This window comes from Vibrio sp. SCSIO 43097 (assembly GCF_023650755.1).
Lineage (GTDB): Bacteria > Pseudomonadota > Gammaproteobacteria > Enterobacterales > Vibrionaceae > Vibrio > Vibrio alginolyticus.
Genome location: NZ_CP071840.1, coordinates 1,325,132 through 1,342,757, shown reverse-complemented (window position 1 = coordinate 1,342,757; position 17,626 = coordinate 1,325,132). Strand labels below are relative to the sequence as shown.

Genomic DNA, 17,626 nt, shown 5'->3' with positions numbered 1-17,626 from the left:
TCATTGTTGAGGATTCCAGATAGTCGGAAAATACCTAACTTTGTGTGGATTCTGCTAATTTTGAAGTTTTCCATAAACCCCCAAGAACATAACGCCGCATTAAGGTGTGAGCAACGCTACCACGAAACCTAATCATACCACCGTAAACACAAAACCCAACGATGGAGTAAAAATGCCACGCGTTGGGAATCACTCTTAAATGCTTTGTTAGCCTTTAGTTTTAATCTTCTACCCAAATATCATTAGGGAGATCTTTTTTATTGGTTTGAGGCAATTTTCTATCAGAATTCTCTGGCCACTCTGGGGATAACGCCATTTTGATATCATCGGCATCTACATAGGCTATAATTTCAACCTGCTGATCTGTCTCCCACACCTCTCCACTCCACAGCATGAAGTCATATCTACCTATAGATTGCCCCAACTTCTGTGCTACAAAGTAAATGCCGGGAGTTGGTGGTGTGCCTTTTTTCCAGTTTAAAGTGGTTTTCATATTTGTTCCTATAAATTTTTATTGCTAAAGCTATCAGCAATATCAGACATTTCCAATAAATATAATAGGTTATTTTTGTAGGCGTGATGAGCATTATCTAGCAAACCAATAAGTAAATAGCAATTGTCATCAAAATAGTTACTAGAATAGATAAGAGCTGTATTGCTAGTTTTATCAAATGCAAACTTCTTCAAGTTCCAACGCTTGGACGTTTTATCTTTTATATGTATATGTCGCAACCCGGATAATCGAAGCTTTTCGGGAAAAATCAAACGTCGTATCTCTCCCAAAATCATGTGGTTGCACACCTTTTTACTTGTACTCACGAAACTTGTTTTTTAAAGCCTCATAAACATCAGGGGAGAGCGAATCTTTAAACGGCTTATAAGCAAATATTCTAACTTTATCACTCATTCACTATTCCTCTTCCACAATGAGTATAGTTTTTGCTATCTCAGCTCGTGACAATATTTTTCTCTTTGAGTTGGCCGCAGCAGAAATAACCCGCACCTTGTCATGCAACGGATCTCCTGAATAAGTTACACATTGAGATTTTGATTTTAATAATACAATAGATCGATTTTTTATTTTCATTTGTTGATCTCCTTTTCTCGAGAGATCGAAGATATTCAGTCCAAACTTATTTACCTATTTGTCAATCGTCGATATGCGACAAAACCAATGACTACTGTGTAACAAAATGAAATACGTAGCTGAGTTCGGTAAAAAGGCTAACGCCTTGCTAAGGTGTGAGTAACGCAATACAAAAGCTACCGCACAACGCCTTAATCACATAAGCCACCGCAAAGTAAAAATGCCACGCGTTACGAATCACTCTTAAGCAATTTGTTAGTACATGCGCTACTTCTATTTATGCGCTCCAAGATATTGAAAAGTGGCATGATATGAAAGGCTTTGAACACTGAAGTGAGACGGGCAGCTACAAAACTTTACCGCCATTGATAGACGAGAGTTGGCTAGAAGAAAAACGCACTGAACTCCCCTACTTTTACTGACTTCAAATTAGAAAAGGATTCTTTCCTCGCACTTCAACAGCCACACAAAAAGTAATCAAGGTTCTCTCAAAAGTCACCACGAAAATGAAAAAGCGCCAAAGAAATAGGCTAAGAGTTAGAAGCCGTAAACGGTAAAATCAAAGCGAACACTCCGCATATAGTGCCACCGGAAAGAACGTGAAAGGCACAAACTGAAAGGTGTAAAGACGAGCGCCAAAACAGATAAACACCAAAACTTATGACCTTTGATGTCAAACCCGTACTAACGCCGCGTTAAGTAGTGAGCAACGCCTACCACCCAAACTAAACCATTACACCTTAAACGCTAAACCCAACTTAGAATACAAACCGCCAAGCGTTGGGAATCTGCCTTAAACGCATTGTTATACGCTAGCCGAAGATGCGCACCTTAGCTTCTACTATTTTATTCGCAACTTTCAAATCATGCTGTGGATATGCAGACAAACCTATACTTTGTTCAATTGTAGAAGAAAGATATAAAGCTATTCTCGATGCATCCTTTCCTTCTAGCACCAATCGAAATATATGAGGTACATAACTGTCGTATTCGTCGTTCCACTCATTTTCACCATCGTTAACACCGATTGGATCCCAGTCATTCCATAATATGGATGCTATTTCTTTAAACAGTTTTCTTTCTTTAGCTTCCACAATATTATTCCATGTTCCCGTATTGCGTATAACGCCGCATTAAGGTGTGAGCAACGCTACCACCGAACCTAAACCATTACACCGTAAACACAAAACCCAACCTTGAACTGGAAATGCCAAGCGTTGGGAATCACTCTTAAATGCTTTGTTAGCTTTTGTACACTGCGATGTCAGCATTTTCTAGTTGATATCTTTGTAACAACACCATTGCCTTTTCAGGAACTAAGAGTAGCCCATCATTTGTTACGCTAAAATCGTCTTTACCGATGGTTCCGGATACTTGGAGCCACGAAAAACGAGGTAAAGTACACTCTGGATACAGTTCTTCAAATACGTCAGAAGTAGATATTTCAGAGATTATATCCTGACAACTGCGATGAACTTAAGGCCGTGGCTAAACGTTCAGTGACTAAAAAGCATGGAAATGAAGTCAATAAATCATCACCTAACCACCCATCAAACTGAAAATGTAGCTTTTCTATTATCGGTGGATGCAAATCGAAATTTGCCAAAGTATTTTCACCCAAACTCCCAGGAACTTCTGGTTCGATCAAATATTGACTCACTTTACTCTCCCAAAGAAAGCTAACGCCCAATTAAGGTGTGAAGCACGCGACCACGATCCCCAATTTGACCACCGTAATCACTGAACTCAATCCAAACCCAAAATGCCAAGCGTGCTGAATCACTCTTAAATTGTTTGTTAGCACTATGGGTTCAGCTTCTTCATAGTTTTAGTGATTCTTTACCATGACTTAATTTTACACTTTTATATACAAGTACTTTTCCGACTACAATAAAGACTGCAGACAAAGCAACTAGAATAAAAGCGATTACTGAGAAAAGGTTTGCTTGCTCTTTGAGTCGTTTATCTCTTTGCAGTCTTTCTGTGATAATTTCCCAAATTGCATCGTTAGCTTCTTGAGATATACGGCTAGCTCTTTTTTTCAGTTCTTCTTTATCATCTATAGCTTGCAAAAGAGCGATATCTTTAAGCGTTCCCAATACTGCTAAGTTTGCCTCTTCCTGAATTGAATATTGCCATTCAAATCTTTCAGTGTCCCACCACCCAGAAAAATTTGCTTGCCAAACGACGGCTAAAACAGCAAATACTAGACCTGTTATCTCAAATCTATATCCAAGTAGTTCTAATTTATTTTTCAAGATGATTCCATATATCGAGATAGTGCTAACGCCCTGTTAAGGGGTGAGCAATGCAATACAGAAGCCGCCGCATACCACCTTAAACACTGAACGCAACGCATAGTAAAAATGCCACGCGTTGCGAATCACTCTTAAACAGTTTGTTATATGAATATTAGCCAAGTTGTTTTGCCCCAGAAAGCGGCGGCGGCAATGGAACAGCATTTGGAATAGACTTTACGATAGGATCTATGTTATTGAAATGCCTTTCTTTCAAAGACATGCACATACCATCAAAATCAGGAAACATTGTTGCAGAACTTATCCCCATAAGATTTAGCTCGTTCATTATGAGTCTGCGTTCTTTGATCGGCAATAAGGCGTAATACAGAAACGTTTTACCTGTTGTTTGCTTAATATTGTTTAGGTACAACTCTACGTCAGGAACATTTGTTACTGTCGTGACTGCCATCTGGGAAACTAATCTTTGGTTGTCTACGTATGCTGGCTTAAATTCTGAAAGAAAAGGGCTATCGCCAGCCAATAACATAGGTACTTGCATATAAGAACTACGCCATAACTGGAAGTCAAACATGTATATTTTAACGTTTCCGTTAGCATCAACTTTTCTGGGATCTATATCCTTAAGAGCAAAATATGCTGCAACATATGGCGACATTGTCCAGTCTAATAGCGGAGTCGGAAAACCATGATGTTGCAACTTAGCTAAAAATCCACCTACATCGTTTTCATCTGTAGGGTCATCTACCCGATATCCGAATGCAGCAGAACTATAATAAACGTCTGGTAGTATTTTATCGAAATAGTCTCTCCAACTGATCCCATTCTTTGCCGCGTATCGTTGGAATGTTGTCTCTAGCTTCCACGTAAGATCTTGCTGTCCTCTAAAAAAATACGTGTGATTATTTCTGACTAAATCAGACACCCACTTTTTGTAGTCATCCCAAGAAGTTATCATCATACTTACCTATTCATATAACGCCGCATTAAGGGGTGAACAACGCATTCCACCCAAACTAAACCATTGTGCCGTAAACACTAAAGCCAATTCAAACCAAAACTGCCAAGCGTTGTGAATCCCTCTTGAATGCTTTGTTAGTTGCCAAACCTAACGCTTTGATTTGAAATTGATTGCCGTTTTGCCAACACCAGCTTTATGTGCATTGATATACTCAAATCAGGCGCAGCTTCAAAGCGCCTATCACTGAAACCACTTGGAACAGTTAGCGCCGTAGAAAACGGACTAACAACACCAAAAAGCTCATTTGAAAAGACAATATCACAGAGCTGACTTTCAACAAGCAAATCGGTTTCTGAAACAGAAAATCCAACCACAAAAGAAACCTGAGATCGATTTTCACAAACCCGAACGATTCAAAATTGAAGTACGAACCCCCACCAAAAACACACTGACTTTAACTCTAAACATTCTGTTTAAGCTGCGTTTTCCTCGTTGGCAACTAACGCTTTCTATACGGCGATTTGCCGTTTTTATGGCAGGCTACCGCCTTCTTTCTTATCAAAAGCGCTATCAATCGTAGCACTTATATGTATGAAACAAATAGAAAAACAGTATGAATATGTGTGGTAGCGCGCGCAATTAGTCGGCGCACAGCACGCTAATTTCAAAAGTGGTGATACATTAACAGAGCTGTATAAATAAACAGGTTAATTTATCATGAAAAGTCAGTTTTTACTTAGTGTAAAAGAACACATGCTTACGCGTCATTATGCGAATAAAACTATCGAAAGTTATCTATTTTGGATAAAACGCTTTATCACTTTTCACCAGCTTGCACACCCATCAACACTAGCAGAAGATGATGTCATTCAATTTCTGAGTTACTTAGCGGTAGAAGAAAAAGTTGCGGTAAAAACGCAAGCTTTGGCGCTGAACTCAATATCATTTTTATATCGTGATTATTTCAAAACCCCACTATCACTTGATATGAGATTTCAGAAATCCTTGACCGAAAAGAAACTTCCCGTTGTATTAACCAGGGAGGAGATCCGAAGATTCGTTCAGCATATCGACCCGAGGTATAGACTCCATATTCAGCTGCTTTACGGCTCAGGGCTTCGAGTTATGGAATGTTTACGCTTAAGAGTTCAAGACATCGATTATGATTATGGTGCAGTTCGCGTTTGGCAAGGAAAAGGAGGTAAAAATCGTACAGTCACATTAGCCAAAGAATTGCATGAACCACTCAAAGCTCAAGTTAATTTAGCAAGAAACTATTACTTTAAAGATAGGCACATGCCTGGTTATGCGGGCGTATACATCTCTGAAGGTTTACGACGTAAATACCCAAAAGCGGAGCTAGATTTTAACTGGCACTTTTTGTTTCCATCAACAAAGTTAAGCGCAGATCGAGACACTGGTGAACTCAGAAGGCATCATATCAATGAAAGCGCAATACAAAGAGCAGTAAAGCGCGCGGCAAGCGACGCAAGCATTGAGAAAACTGTAACTTGCCACACACTAAGACACAGTTTTGCCACGCACTTATTGGAATCTGGCGCAGACATTAGAACTGTTCAGGAACAATTAGGGCATACTGATGTGAAAACCACGCAAATCTATACTCACGTTATCGAGCGCGGGGCTGGCGGTGTGTTGAGTCCATTATCCAGCCTTTAGAAAAACAAAGCCACCTCGAAAGGTGGCTTTGCTTTATAACTCGTTATTGACGAACACCGAGTTTCACATTGCCTTTTGAATCAAACCAAAGTGCTTGTGAACGGCGACGTCCTATTAGTATCGGACCATCGTCATAAAAGAGAAAGTTCTTCCAGTGCTTTTTAAAAATAGACCATTTCGTTTCGATGACATTGTACTTCTCGTAGCAAAAGTAAACGGTCACATCGTCTTGCCAATCGATATGTGCCTCAACTTCCGCTAGCATGTCAGGATCATCCGACTCCCAGGCAGCCATCCAATCCACAGTTTCAGACCAATTCGCCTCATTCATTGGCCAGTCTTGGGAACTAAGTCTATCCATATCAGGGCTTTGAGCACTGATATTTTCTTTCCAAAATTGTGCTGAACGGGCTTGGCTCATCGGCTTAATAAAAGCCAAATCTTCTTCTGGCACAGGCATCGACTGATGCGTAAAAATCCATTTTCTTTGGTATTCATCCAAAGGCAAATAAGACATTCAGTCTCCTTTATTACGATTTCAGCCAACCTTTCTCTGTGGCTTCTTCAATCAACTCTTTCGCTTTGTCCCATAAGGTAACAGAGCCAAATTCAATTCGTTTATTAATGGTAAGTGCTTGTTCGCGTGAGACACCATGTTCCTTCCAACTCTGACCATTATTATGGTAGTTCAAGAGCATTGGAATTAACCGATCGAGTGCTTTTGCATACTTAGCATCATCGGTCTGCGCGGCTTCAAATTCATGCCAAAGCGCCAATAGCTCTTGCTCCTGATCGCTGGGTAACATACCAAACAAGCGCTCTGCAGCTCTAATTTCTTTTTCTGCTTGCTCTTGAGACGCAGCAGTATCATAAACAAAGGTATCGCCCGCGTCGATCTCTACTACGTCATGTATCAATAACATTTTCATCACTCGGCAAATATCAACAGGTGCATTCGCATGCTCTTCCATCAATATTGCCATCAGTGCGACATGCCAACTATGCTCACCACTATTTTCGAGGCGCCCTTCAGCACTTTTAACTCGAGTTCGGCGCAAAATGCTTTTGAGTTTATCGAGCTCGATTACAAGTGCTAACTGCTTTTCCAATCGTTCCATACTATCGCCCTTCTGGCTGCCAATTCGGATTAATAAGCGACGTTAGAACGTGGTCTTGCCACTCACCATTAATCAAAAGGTAATCTTTTGCATACCCTTCTCGGTTGAAACCTACATGCTCTAGCACAGCTTCACTGCGTTTATTGTGAGGCATGTAGCCAGCTTGAATACGATGCAGTTTCTGAACGTTAAACATGTAGTCGCAAGCCATGGTTAATCCACGACGCATATAACCATGCCCTTGCGCTTTTTCAGCGAGAGAATATCCGACGTTACAAGAATAAAAAGGAAAACGACTCAAACTACTAAAGGATATCGTACCTAGCATTTCACCCGAAGAGGCTCTGACTAAAAGGCAATAATACCCCAATCCCATTCGATGCAGCTCATTGAGCTTGATAAGCTTTTGCAACCAACCGTTCACTGAGAAAAAAGCCTCTTCACGTTTCGGTTCAAACGGTTTCAGGTATTCTCGGTTCGCTTGAAAATATTCGGCAATCATATCTGCGTCACCGATTTCAGCGGTACGAAGAAGCAAGTCACCGTCCAACTTATGAACGGCGATAGATGAGCTGTTATCTTCCATTACAAATGATTAATTCCGTCTTTTCGTTCAATTCGATTAATTCTTACGGATACCATAATCACGCAGTTTATTAGCGATTGAGGTATGCGATACATTTAAGCGCTTAGCAAGCTTGCGGCTTGATGGGAATGACTGATACAAACGTTCCAGAACTTGAGATTCATAATCACGCATGATCTCATCCAAAGAACCGTCGATGTTAAGCGTTGCACTACCAGCGCCGACTGACTGAGGCTGAGGTAAATTGAAGTGATCCGCGTTTAGTATACCACCATCCATTTCCGTGAGCGCTCGAAGAACCATGTTATCCAGCTGGCGCATGTTTCCTGGCCACTGATAATTTGCAAGGGCATCAACTAGACCATCATCAAACTCTGGCTTATCAATCCCAAGCTGTTGAGCATGTTTCGCCACGAACAACTCAAGCAATGGTGCAACGTCGTTTGAGCGCTTACGTAACGGAGGAATGCTGAGCGTAAGTACGTTGAGACGATAATACAAATCTTCACGGAACATTCCTGCTTCAGAAAGCTCGGCAAGGTTATGTTTTGTTGAAGCGATGATACGAACATCGACATGCATCTCATCTTCTGCACCGACACGACGGAAATTACCATCTTGTAGAAAACGTAACAGCTTGATTTGAAGATGCGAGCTCATTTCACCGATTTCATCAAGAAATACCGTCCCGCCATTTGCTTGCTCAAAGATGCCTTTGTGGCCTTGTTCATGATTGAATGAACCCGGCGCATGACCAAAAAGTTCAGTTTCTGCTACATCGTCAGGCATCGAAGCACAACTCAAAACTAGGAATGGCTTGCTCGCGCGGCTAGAACGGCTATGGCAAGCTTTAGCAAGCATTTCTTTACCAGTCCCCGTTTCGCCCTCAATCAACAATGGTTGGTCAAGCACAGACAGCTTCTTAGCTTGGTTCATTAGTGCTTTATGACGGTTCGATATACCAACAAAGTGCTCAAAACCCAGAGGATTATGCAGCGGTAGTGCTTCTTCAATTCTGGCAACTTGCTGACTAGAGCGAATCGTCATTAGAGTACTCGCTAGAGTCGAGTTTTGCGCTTCGTCTCGGATATAAACGGGCATCAACTCTAGAACATAGTCCAAGCCATCAATCACAAGGTTTTCCCGCGTTCGACCATTAACACCTTCAGACCAACGAGAGAAACGAACACTTGGTAACAAAGCACCGATTTGAGTACCAATCACTTCTTGCTTGTGAAGGCCAAGCAATGAAAGTGCAGACATGTTCGCCATGTCTACGGCACCTTTAAGATCAATGGCAAAAACCGGATCGGGCAAGTTATCAACTAACGAGAGCAGCTCCGTATTGTGGCGCTCCATCGGCATAAACTGGATTTTACGTACGTCTTTCACCCCCGGAATACGGCGGATTTCAGCCATCAGCTCACTAAACGTATCAAAATCAATATCCGGGCAATTCAAATAGATAATACCGCTAATATCGATTTCGATACCACGTAAGTCGATGCTTTTAGACGCTAAAATATCGAGCAGTTCTCGGGTCAAGCCGAGTCGATCTTCACATAAGACTTCAAGACGCACTTAAAATATCCCAATTCACAACTGTCAGGAAAAGTTGACAGTAGTTTCTATCATGCTTGGAATGGCGTCAAGCAATCCTATCCATCAAAGTTGATATTCGTTACGGTTTCATCGTAATTGATGCAACTTTCGCCGCCACTGCCTTGCGTATGGTGCCCAACTTAACCTGACGGTCAGGATACCAGGGTAGTGGACGCAATAAGGTCATCGCTTTCAAGCCCAAACGTGCCGTTAGAATACCAACACCTAGTCCCTGCCCTGCACGAGCAGAAACTTTGCCAGCAAGATCCATCGACATCAAATCCATACTGGCATCAATAGCGAGCTCACTCGCTCCAGCCGCCGCCATATTGACAAATACCGCTCTTAGTAACTTGATGCGAGAGGCATAACCTAGCTCTACCCCATATACTTTGGAGAGGTTGTCGATCATTTTGAAATTTCGCCACGCCACCAGCAACATATCAGCGGCAGCCAGAGGGCTCACGGCGACTAGGGCCGCACACTCGGTTGCGTGCTGTGATACGATTTTCGTTGCCAACTTGTCTTGTTGGCTCACCACCATAGAGTCATACATATCAAGAATTTCAGCGTCACTATGAGCAGGGTTAATACTGTTCTGCCAACGATCAAAGCCCGGGTTCTCTGCCATCACACCACTTTGTTCTGCTACGGTTTCGCAAAAGTCTTTCCCTTTCCCAACGCTCTCACTATTAACAAGTGCTTCTGCTTCTTCTTGAACACTAAAATGATTTCGTAGTTTTCGCAGTTTCCAAAGCTCTTTACCCATAGCTCCTAAACCAAGCGAAGCGATCGCAGCAATAAACCCCGTCCAGCTTAAGGCCAGCCAATCAGAAGCCTGAATTGCGGTTATAACCGAGTCCACCGCTTGCCAGCCAACCAAACCAGCAAAAGTTGCAAATGCGCCAGTCGCGAGCCATTTTCTGCCCGATTTTGGACGAATGACATGCTCGAGTTGCAATTCCTGTTCGGTCTCCTGGTGCGCTTCTTTAACTTCAACAGGTACAAATGTTTCTTTTTCGCCGAATGTTTGCTGCGCCGTCAACTCTGGTTGATTCGATTGCTGATCTTTTTCCATTACCTTTTCAGAGAAAACTTGTTTTTGCTTCAACTCACTCATTTCAATTTATCTCCAATCAGGTAATCCAGTGCTTTGTCTAAGCGTATGTGCTTCACTGGCTCATCATTCGGTGAGGGCATCGGACGAAACGACGTAAAATCAAACCCGTTGTTTTGCCAATAAGCTGCATTTGGTAGCTTTTTCGGCACCTCTCCGGGAAACATAGTCATCGGCTCACCACCCAATGTTGTTCCTTGTAACGCCGGGATGGTCTTATCTCCAGAGGAAATAAACCCCGTCGTGGTTGCTTGGATGGAAGCGATACTCATGCAGCTCATCTCAATATTCTCGTAGGCTGCCGTTTGCCATGCTGGATGCACCATTTGTTGGAGCAGAGACACCAAATTTGGGTGCTGATCGGGCGTGATATGATCCGCTTTTGTAGCAGCAAACAACACTTTGTCGATTTTTGGTGAGAACAAACGACGCAAAAAGCTACTACGACCATAACGGAAGCTATGCATGATCTGTTCTAGCGCTTGGCGCATGTCGTAAAACGCTTCATCACCAGCATTGAGAGGCTGCAAACAATCCACCAGTACAATCTGGCGATCGAAGGTCGCAAAATGATGCTTATAAAACGCTTTCACTACTTTCTGTTGGTATTCCTGAAAACGGGCTTCTAGCATCGCTAAGTTACTGCCCTTGGGCGCTTTGCTTTCCGAATCAGCACGACACGGAAAAAACTGTAGCACCGGCGCGCCTGCTAGCTCACCAGGTAATACAAAGCGGCCAGGCTGAACCCAATGAAGGCCAGCGTCTTTACAGGCATGAAGGTACTCGGTGTATGTGTGTGCAACTTTCTCAAGTAGTTTCTCATTCACTTCTGCAAAGAGATCCACTTTCTCCAGTTCAGAAAGCCAAGCTTTGGCTAAATCGCCACGCTGGCCTTTAAGTGCATCAAACTGAGTTTGCGACCACGTTGCAAAGTCCATGTCCAATAAAGGCAGGTCGAGCAACCACTCTCCTGGATAGTCGATAATATCAACATTTAAAATTGCGGTTTTACTCAACAGCTTTTTCGTGGTTTTATTTGGTTTGTACTTGAGCGCTAAGCGAATCTCACTCACATCACGTGTCGGTACTGGCCACTGAGGTGGAGTAGCATGAATTTGGCTCATCGCCTCATCGTAAGCAAAGCGTGGCACCATCATATTCGATTGAGGCTCACGTTTCGCTCCAATAAGGCGCTTATCTCTAGCCGCAGTCAAAAGAGGCAAATTGTCATGGGTTGCAGTATGAAGAAGCTGATTCACTAATGACGTGATGAATGCCGTCTTACCGGCACGAGAAAGTCCGGTGACAGCAATTCGAACATTAGAGTCCATACCTCTGTTGATAAAGTCATTAACTTCTTTCTTTATTCTCTTCATTACGCTTCTTTATCTTACTCCACTTTAAAACAACGTTGTCAGCGACTTCGAATTTCGATCTATGAATACTGTTCTATCCCGAATTCTACGAGTTTAACTTTATATACCTTAATAAAAGATGAACAAAACATCCGGCTTAATGCTGTATTAAAAAAAGAAAAGCCCCTGAGTGCTTCAGAGGCTTACTTAATCTACAGCATTAGTAACTCTATATGCGCTGATTACTATGTTAAACAGGAACCCGCTTTCTTTAAGCCTAGTCGTCTTCGATCAACTTATAGATAACAAATAGAGCGATTTCTAAAATCAGCCACAACACACATGTGATGGTCACGTACTTTTCATCAAAGATGCTGATACCGTGAAGAATCAAGTCATAGCCAACAAAGCCACCTATCACTACAGCAAGAATAATTTGTAGAATCTGAATAAAACGAGGCATGCCGTCTCCTAATTATTGTTCGCATAACGTTTGATTGCTATGCCTAAAGGTTTATATCCTTAATTATATAGACAAAAAGTGCAGGTTTCGCTGCACTTTTGTCAATTGTTTGCTAGGTAAATCAGCACCTTGTCACATTCTCTCTACTGAGACGCAGCAAGATTGCCCTTTGCCTTATGCTTCCATCTCTTGAATTTTCACTTTCCAAGTGTCTGGACCAATTTGGTGCGCGTTAACACCATTTGAGTCGACAGCCACTGTTACTGGCATATCTTCAACTTCAAATTCGTAAATCGCTTCCATACCTAAATCTTCAAATGCGACAACGCGAGCTTTCTTGATCGCTTTCGCCACCAAGTATGCAGCGCCACCTACAGCCATTAGGTAAACCGCTTTGTGATTCTTGATAGATTCAACCGTTGCAGGGCCACGCTCAGCTTTACCGATCATGCCCATGATGCCGGTCTTTTCTAGCATCATGTCGGTGAATTTATCCATACGCGTAGATGTTGTTGGGCCAGCAGGACCAACGACTTCATCACCAACTGCATCGACAGGGCCTACGTAGTAAATGAACTTACCGTTTAGATCTACGCCTTCAGGTAGACCTTCACCGTTATCTAGCATGCCTTGAATACGTTTATGCGCAGCATCACGACCAGTCAGAATTTTACCTGATAGAAGAACCGTTTCGCCTGTCTTCCACTCTTGTACTTCTTCTTTAGTAATTGTGTCTAAGTTTACGCGACGCGTATTTTCGCCCGCTTCCCAAGTGATATCTGGCCAATCTTCTAGTTTAGGTGGTGTTAGCTCTGCTGGGCCGCTACCATCAAGCGTGAAGTGTACGTGACGAGTCGCCGCACAGTTCGGGATCAAACAAACAGGCTTAGAAGCCGCGTGCGTTGGCGCAGTTTTGATTTTAACGTCGACAACAGTCGTCAAACCGCCAAGACCTTGCGCACCGATACCAAGTTTGTTCACGCGATTGAAGATATCCAAACGAAGCTCTTCTTCTGCGTTTTGTGGACCACGGTCGATAAGCTCTTGAATATCGATGTGTTCCATTAGAGATTCTTTTGCCAATACCGCTGCTTTTTCAGCCGTACCGCCGATACCAATGCCAAGCATGCCAGGAGGACACCAGCCCGCCCCCATAGTTGGTAGCGTTTTTTCTACCCACTCAGCAATATCGTCAGATGGGTTTAGCATCACCATCTTAGTTTTGTTTTCGCTACCGCCGCCCTTCGCAGCGATCTGAATTTCAACTTTATCGCCCGGAACCATGTTGATATGTACGACGGCAGGCGTGTTGTCTTTGGTATTAATACGTTTACCAGCAGGGTCCATAAGTACGGACGCACGCAACGGGTTATCAGGGTTCGTGTACGCTTGTCGAACACCTTCATCTACCATCTGCTGAACCGTCATGTCGGTCGAATCCCATTGCACGCCCATACCGATGTTGACGAAACACGTCACAATACCAGTATCCTGACAAATTGGACGGTGACCTTCTGCGGACATTCGGGAGTTAATTAAGATCTGAGCAATCGCGTCTTTAGCGGCTTGGCTCTCTTCGCGGTGATAGGCTTTTTCAAGAGCTTGAACAAAGTCTAGCGGGTGGTAGTAAGAAATATACTGTAGCGCATCAGCGACACTGCTGATCACATCCTGCTTGCGTATTACCGTCATTACATGCCTCGTTATAGTTATGCTTCCATTATTGGCTTGGCTTCAATCGTGTTTGTTGAGCTTATTGCTCTTTTGAGCTTCGTTTTTTATAAACAATTGTCGAACGGCTGATATCGACACACGAAATGCTGAAGTTGCCTACTTGTAAACCATCTCAAAACCCTATGAATAGAGGGAGTTTGGCTATACAGAGGAATATGATACTCTTGCTGCCCATGACATGCCATGCAGTGAACGATCTCTTTGTCACAAATTACACAAATGAACAACATGGACAATCAATTCATTGATTTTAAAGCGCTGGAATACGCACCAGAGTTTGCTCTTCACCTTTTTTCTCGCATTCAACACCTACCTTGGGCGATGTTGCTGCGTTCTACATCAAAAACGCATATCGATAGCCGCTTCGATGTATTGGTTGCCAACCCAATTGCAACGTTAGAAACCACTGCCGACAACACACAAGTTGAAACACCATCGAATGCCTATTCAACTCAAGATGACCCATTTGCGCTGCTTCATCAGTTGCAAGAACAGTGGCTTCCTCACGTAGAGTTAAATAAAGAATTGGATTTGCCTTTTGTCGGCGGTGCGCTCGGTTACTTCAGTTACGATTTAGGTCGCCGCGTAGAAACGATGCCAGAAGTGGCAGAAAAGGACCTCAACACGCAGGATATGGCGGTAGGTCTGTATGAATGGGCCGTTGTTGTTGACCACCAGCTAAAAAAAGCATGCTTAGTCGGTCAGAACATCGAGCAAGCTTGGCAATGGTTAAACGAGCAAAAAGCAGAACAAACCGTTGACTTCGCTTTGTCTGGTGATTGGCAGTCAAACATGACGAAAGAGAGCTACGCCACTCGCTTTGACAAGGTGCAAGAATACTTGTTGAGCGGTGACTGTTATCAGATCAATTTGGCGCAGCGCTTTAACGCACCGTATCAAGGCAGCGAGTGGCAAGCGTATCTGAAATTGGAGTCCGCCAACCAAGCGCCATTCTCAGCGTTTATCCGTATGCCTGAGTCTTCGATTTTGAGTATCTCTCCAGAGCGCTTTTTAGAGCTCAAAGATCGCGTCATTGAAACGAAACCAATCAAAGGTACTCGACCACGCAGCGAAGATCCAAAGCAAGATAACGCTAATGCCCATGACTTGCAGACAGCGGAAAAAGATCAGGCAGAAAACCTGATGATTGTCGATTTGCTGCGTAATGATATTGGTCGAGTTGCATCACCGGGTAGCGTTCACGTTCCAAAGCTGTTCGATATTGAAAGCTTCCCTGCCGTGCATCATTTGGTGAGCACCATTCGTGCAAATTTGGATGAACAATACGCTCCTGCGGATTTGCTGCGAGCGTGTTTTCCAGGCGGTTCAATTACGGGCGCACCTAAAGTTCGCGCAATGCAGATTATTGAAGAACTGGAGCCGCATCGACGCAGCGCGTATTGCGGCAGTATTGGCTACATTTCACGCCATGGTCGTATGGACACCAGCATTACTATCCGAACTCTTGTAGCGGAACAAAACAAACTTTACGCTTGGGCTGGCGGCGGCGTCGTGGCAGATAGCGATTGCGCCTCTGAGTATCAAGAAACGTTGGACAAGCTTTCAAAGATTTTACCAGCGCTGCAATCGTAGATTTCAACCGCGGACAACGTCGCTTTAATGCTATTGACGAAAACAATCTAAAACGCCTCCAGAACGGATAATGCCGCTCGTTTAACAGCGAGTGGCATATTTCTGTATCTCATCACCCTGCACAGCGACGAAGGAGCGTGATACAGGTTCTTCTATTCAAGCACTTTGTGGTCAAATTTGTTTCATTACCCGCTCATCGTGCTGCTACTAGATTCTTAGTCTCGCCAAGGCTCGCTAGAATGACCCAAAAAACATCGTTAAATGATCGGCATTATCCAGTGTGGTGCGTTTTTTTGTGTGTTTTATTTGCATGTACTTTAGCTTTTAGCCGCTGGCCAACAAAAATTCTTTTTTAAAAGGCAGCGTCTACTGCTCAAGCCACTTACACATAATCTGTTCAATATCGGTTGCGGTGTACGGCTTAGTGAGTATGTCGTCCATGCCTGAATCAATGCACTTTTGACGCTCTTCGATGGTAGTGCCAGCGGTTAATGCAATAATAGGATGAGTAAAGCCACGCTCTCTCAGATACATCGTCGCCTCATAACCATCCATTTCAGGCATTCGGCAGTCCATGAATATCAGTTCGTAGTCTTTACTTTTCACCGCTTCTAATGCTTCTTTTCCGTTGGCTTTTAAATCAGGTGTGATGTCGAGTTTTTTCAGCATTTGAGTAACAATGACTTGATTCATTCTGATGTCATCAACCACTAATATTGAGCGTCCTGCTAAATCGCTTCGCTCTATGGTGACCAATTCCCCCTCTGCTGTGCCTTGTGCTTGCCCTTCCTCAAGAGGAATAGCAACTTTAAAAGTTGTCCCTTTGCGCTCTTCACTCTCAAAGCTAATTTGACCTTGCATCAAATCCACGAGGTTTTTACAAATCGCGAGACCTAAACCTGAGCCTTCAAAGCTGCGTTTCGCCGAGCGATCAACTTGGACAAATGGATCAAAGAGTGACGGCTGTGCTTTTATTGGGATGCCAATACCAGTGTCTTCAACCTCAAAATAAGCCGTGCCGTTAAGCCATTCCACCCGTAACACGACACCACCCAAGTGAGTAAACTTAATCGCGTTTCCCACCAAGTTAACCAAAATTTGTGTAATGCGCTCTAAGTCACCGACTAAAAACTCAGGGATCCCCAGCTTTTTGTCGATAGAGAAATGGATGCGTTTTTCCGCAGCCTTAGCGGCAAATACACCCATGATGGCTTTTTCAAGCTCCTCCCAGGCAAAAACTTTATGTATGATTTCCATCATACCGGCATTCATCTTACTGAAATCAAGAAGATCATTAATGATCACTCTCAATAAGTCCCCTGATTGAGTCAGATTGCTCAAGTATTGACGCTGCTCTTCTTCTAATTGGGTTCGACTCAATAACTCCGCACTACCCAATACGCCATTGAGAGGAGTTCGCAGCTCATGGTTAATCATGGCGACAAACTCCTTCGTCGCTTTTTCTGATTCCTCAGCCCGCTTTCTCAGCTCGACCTCTCGCTCTAAACTTAAGTGTCGACCAATAACACCATGAACTAAGTCAGACACGAGCTCCATCTGTTTGGAAATAAAAGACTGATCGATTTGATCTTGCAACACAGAGAAAATCAACTCCCCAACCGTTTCCCCATCAATGATAACTGGCAAATGCAAATTCTCTCCCTGCCAATTAGGAGTGGTGAAAATCTCGTTGTTATGACGAAGCTGTATGTGACCAAAGTGATGACGACGCAATGAGCTCAGCTTTGTAGCGTCAAGAAACAAGTAAGCCGCAGAAATGATCGAGTTAGAAGTAAGCTGCTCAATAAAGCTCGCTATCATTGCTTCATCGAACGTGCTCGATAAAAAAGTACGACCGAACTTAATCAACGTCGCATCAATTTGCTCTTCAAACTCAAACTTACGAAGATCCTTTTTAGATTTCAGCTCTAGCTTTTTCAATGCAACACTGAGTTGCTGGTTGGATTCATATAACTCTAAGCTTTTCTGTTCCAACAGCTGCTCAGCTGCTTTTCTTGATGCAACTTCTCGTTTGAGTTTCCTTTCTAATGAGGAACTTCCCGTCATATCGT

General features: G+C 43.2%; 18 protein-coding genes. 2 read left to right on the top strand and 16 right to left on the bottom strand.

Translation table 11 applies throughout. The features are described 5' to 3' along the window. Positions 1 to 220 precede the first annotated feature (220 nt). From J4N40_RS06310 to J4N40_RS06265, 7 genes are all read right to left on the bottom strand, one after another. Positions 221 to 493: a hypothetical protein gene (locus J4N40_RS06310; protein ID WP_115386059.1), complete on the bottom strand. Its 273-nt coding sequence runs from the start codon at positions 491 to 493 to the stop codon at positions 221 to 223. An 8-nt stretch (positions 494 to 501) separates the two neighbouring features. Beyond that, the gene (locus J4N40_RS06305) at positions 502 to 789 is read right to left on the bottom strand and encodes a type II toxin-antitoxin system YafO family toxin (protein WP_250156754.1); all 288 of its coding nucleotides are present in this window, start codon (positions 787 to 789) and stop codon (positions 502 to 504) included. A gap of 121 nt (positions 790 to 910) precedes the next feature. Next, a complete protein-coding gene (locus J4N40_RS06300; protein ID WP_170960365.1) occupies positions 911 to 1,087 on the bottom strand; it encodes a hypothetical protein in 177 nt (58 codons plus the stop codon). An 812-nt stretch (positions 1,088 to 1,899) separates the two neighbouring features. Further along, positions 1,900 to 2,181 carry a hypothetical protein gene (locus J4N40_RS06290; RefSeq protein WP_250654434.1) on the bottom strand — a complete coding sequence of 94 codons (282 nt, stop codon included), beginning with the start codon at positions 2,179 to 2,181 and terminating at the stop codon, positions 1,900 to 1,902. Positions 2,182 to 2,907: 726 nt separating this feature from the next. Next, on the bottom strand, positions 2,908 to 3,345 hold the full coding sequence (locus J4N40_RS06280) for a hypothetical protein (RefSeq protein ID WP_238764782.1): 438 nt from the start codon (positions 3,343 to 3,345) through the stop codon (positions 2,908 to 2,910). A 154-nt stretch (positions 3,346 to 3,499) separates the two neighbouring features. Further along, positions 3,500 to 4,306, bottom strand: coding sequence for an FRG domain-containing protein (locus J4N40_RS06270; RefSeq protein ID WP_213969115.1), 807 nt, complete (start codon positions 4,304 to 4,306; stop codon positions 3,500 to 3,502). Between the two features lie 134 nt (positions 4,307 to 4,440). Further along, positions 4,441 to 4,680, bottom strand: a complete 240-nt coding sequence (locus J4N40_RS06265) for a hypothetical protein (RefSeq protein WP_042523958.1) — start codon at positions 4,678 to 4,680, stop codon at positions 4,441 to 4,443. Positions 4,681 to 5,023: 343 nt separating this feature from the next. On the opposite strand from J4N40_RS06265, the gene J4N40_RS06260 reads away from it, so the two are divergent. Then, positions 5,024 to 5,986, top strand: a complete 963-nt coding sequence (locus J4N40_RS06260) for an integron integrase (RefSeq protein ID WP_017636093.1) — start codon at positions 5,024 to 5,026, stop codon at positions 5,984 to 5,986. 43 nt (positions 5,987 to 6,029) lie between these two features. On the opposite strand, the gene J4N40_RS06255 is transcribed toward J4N40_RS06260, so the two are convergent. From J4N40_RS06255 to J4N40_RS06220, 8 genes are all read right to left on the bottom strand, one after another. Continuing rightward, complete coding sequence (locus J4N40_RS06255; protein WP_064354115.1) at positions 6,030 to 6,503, bottom strand: DUF2947 domain-containing protein; 474 nt, start codon at positions 6,501 to 6,503, stop codon at positions 6,030 to 6,032. 13 nt (positions 6,504 to 6,516) lie between these two features. Further along, on the bottom strand, positions 6,517 to 7,104 hold the full coding sequence (locus tag J4N40_RS06250; RefSeq protein WP_005376917.1) for an HD domain-containing protein: 588 nt from the start codon (positions 7,102 to 7,104) through the stop codon (positions 6,517 to 6,519). A gap of 1 nt (position 7,105) precedes the next feature. Beyond that, the gene (gene rimJ, locus J4N40_RS06245) at positions 7,106 to 7,690 is read right to left on the bottom strand and encodes a ribosomal protein S5-alanine N-acetyltransferase (protein WP_005376916.1); all 585 of its coding nucleotides are present in this window, start codon (positions 7,688 to 7,690) and stop codon (positions 7,106 to 7,108) included. Positions 7,691 to 7,726: 36 nt separating this feature from the next. Then, positions 7,727 to 9,271 (bottom strand): transcriptional regulator TyrR, encoded by a 1,545-nt coding sequence (gene tyrR / locus J4N40_RS06240; RefSeq protein ID WP_005376914.1) that lies wholly within the window; start codon positions 9,269 to 9,271, stop codon positions 7,727 to 7,729. Positions 9,272 to 9,371: 100 nt separating this feature from the next. Further along, on the bottom strand, positions 9,372 to 10,412 hold the full coding sequence (locus J4N40_RS06235; RefSeq protein ID WP_064354116.1) for a YcjF family protein: 1,041 nt from the start codon (positions 10,410 to 10,412) through the stop codon (positions 9,372 to 9,374). After that, positions 10,409 to 11,785, bottom strand: coding sequence for a YcjX family GTP-binding protein (locus J4N40_RS06230; RefSeq protein WP_250654433.1), 1,377 nt, complete (start codon positions 11,783 to 11,785; stop codon positions 10,409 to 10,411). The genes J4N40_RS06235 and J4N40_RS06230 overlap by 4 nt, the downstream gene beginning before the upstream one ends. Before the next feature lie 256 nt (positions 11,786 to 12,041). Beyond that, positions 12,042 to 12,227 (bottom strand): hypothetical protein, encoded by a 186-nt coding sequence (locus J4N40_RS06225; protein ID WP_005376906.1) that lies wholly within the window; start codon positions 12,225 to 12,227, stop codon positions 12,042 to 12,044. Positions 12,228 to 12,401: 174 nt separating this feature from the next. Further along, positions 12,402 to 13,919: a fumarate hydratase gene (locus J4N40_RS06220; RefSeq protein ID WP_005376905.1), complete on the bottom strand. Its 1,518-nt coding sequence runs from the start codon at positions 13,917 to 13,919 to the stop codon at positions 12,402 to 12,404. A gap of 270 nt (positions 13,920 to 14,189) precedes the next feature. On the opposite strand from J4N40_RS06220, the gene pabB reads away from it, so the two are divergent. Continuing rightward, a complete protein-coding gene (gene pabB / locus J4N40_RS06215; RefSeq protein ID WP_250654432.1) occupies positions 14,190 to 15,554 on the top strand; it encodes an aminodeoxychorismate synthase component 1 in 1,365 nt (454 codons plus the stop codon). Between the two features lie 366 nt (positions 15,555 to 15,920). Here the strand turns inward: pabB and J4N40_RS06210 are convergent, their stop codons facing one another. Next, positions 15,921 to 17,621, bottom strand: a complete 1,701-nt coding sequence (locus J4N40_RS06210; protein ID WP_017820446.1) for an ATP-binding protein — start codon at positions 17,619 to 17,621, stop codon at positions 15,921 to 15,923. Between the last annotated feature and the right edge of the window lie 5 nt (positions 17,622 to 17,626).

What these genes read in the sequence shown, in the direction of transcription:
- J4N40_RS06310 (WP_115386059.1), bottom strand. Translation starts at nt 493, where the DNA reads ATGAAAACCACTTTAAACTGGAAAAAAGGCACACCACCAACTCCCGGC.
- J4N40_RS06305 (WP_250156754.1), bottom strand. Translation starts at nt 789, where the DNA reads ATGATTTTGGGAGAGATACGACGTTTGATTTTTCCCGAAAAGCTTCGA.
- J4N40_RS06300 (WP_170960365.1), bottom strand. Translation starts at nt 1,087, where the DNA reads ATGAAAATAAAAAATCGATCTATTGTATTATTAAAATCAAAATCTCAA.
- J4N40_RS06270 (WP_213969115.1), bottom strand. Translation starts at nt 4,306, where the DNA reads ATGATGATAACTTCTTGGGATGACTACAAAAAGTGGGTGTCTGATTTA.
- J4N40_RS06260 (WP_017636093.1), top strand. Translation starts at nt 5,024, where the DNA reads ATGAAAAGTCAGTTTTTACTTAGTGTAAAAGAACACATGCTTACGCGT.
- J4N40_RS06255 (WP_064354115.1), bottom strand. Translation starts at nt 6,503, where the DNA reads ATGTCTTATTTGCCTTTGGATGAATACCAAAGAAAATGGATTTTTACG.
- J4N40_RS06250 (WP_005376917.1), bottom strand. Translation starts at nt 7,104, where the DNA reads ATGGAACGATTGGAAAAGCAGTTAGCACTTGTAATCGAGCTCGATAAA.
- rimJ (WP_005376916.1), bottom strand. Translation starts at nt 7,690, where the DNA reads ATGGAAGATAACAGCTCATCTATCGCCGTTCATAAGTTGGACGGTGAC.
- J4N40_RS06235 (WP_064354116.1), bottom strand. Translation starts at nt 10,412, where the DNA reads ATGAGTGAGTTGAAGCAAAAACAAGTTTTCTCTGAAAAGGTAATGGAA.
- J4N40_RS06230 (WP_250654433.1), bottom strand. Translation starts at nt 11,785, where the DNA reads ATGAAGAGAATAAAGAAAGAAGTTAATGACTTTATCAACAGAGGTATG.
- J4N40_RS06225 (WP_005376906.1), bottom strand. Translation starts at nt 12,227, where the DNA reads ATGCCTCGTTTTATTCAGATTCTACAAATTATTCTTGCTGTAGTGATA.
- J4N40_RS06220 (WP_005376905.1), bottom strand. Translation starts at nt 13,919, where the DNA reads ATGACGGTAATACGCAAGCAGGATGTGATCAGCAGTGTCGCTGATGCG.
- pabB (WP_250654432.1), top strand. Translation starts at nt 14,190, where the DNA reads ATGGACAATCAATTCATTGATTTTAAAGCGCTGGAATACGCACCAGAG.
- J4N40_RS06210 (WP_017820446.1), bottom strand. Translation starts at nt 17,621, where the DNA reads ATGACGGGAAGTTCCTCATTAGAAAGGAAACTCAAACGAGAAGTTGCA.